Annotated in this window: 1 protein-coding gene; it reads left to right on the top strand. The window is 64.1% G+C overall.

What is annotated here, in order from left to right; all coding sequences use genetic code 11:
* On the top strand, positions 1-599 hold a 599-nt coding region (locus PG888_RS23080; protein WP_257707858.1), incomplete at both ends, for an integrase catalytic domain-containing protein.

Raw genomic sequence — 599 nt, forward strand, 5'->3', positions numbered from 1 at the left:
AAGGCTCAAAAACTGCGAGTGCCGGCGCGCAATACCGTGGCCTTACGGATCGCTAGCCTTGACCCGCGCAAGGTCATCCGCCGGCGGGAAGGCCAGGATGCCGCTCGTGACCTACAAGGTGTGGGCGGCGAGCCTCCTGCCGTGACCGCGCCGCTGGAGCAGGTGCAGATAGACCATACGGTCATCGACCTGATCGTGGTCGATGACCGCGACCGGCAACCTATTGGCCGCCCGTACCTGACCCTCGCCATCGACGTGTTCACCCGCTGCGTGCTCGGCATGGTCGTCACGCTGGAAGCGCCGTCTGCCGTTTCGGTTGGCCTGTGCCTCGTGCATGTCGCCTGCGACAAGCGCCCTTGGCTGGAAGGACTGAACGTGGAAATGGATTGGCAGATGAGCGGCAAGCCCTTGCTGCTCTACCTAGACAACGCGGCCGAGTTCAAGAGCGAGGCCCTGCGCCGGGGTTGCGAGCAGCATGGCATCCGGCTGGACTATCGCCCGCTGGGACAGCCGCACTATGGCGGCATCGTGGAACGGATCATCGGCACGGCGATGCAGATGATTCACGACGAACTGCCGGGAACGACCTTCTCCAACCC

This window comes from Aeromonas sp. QDB23 (assembly GCF_027707745.1).
Lineage (GTDB): Bacteria > Pseudomonadota > Gammaproteobacteria > Enterobacterales > Aeromonadaceae > Aeromonas > Aeromonas allosaccharophila.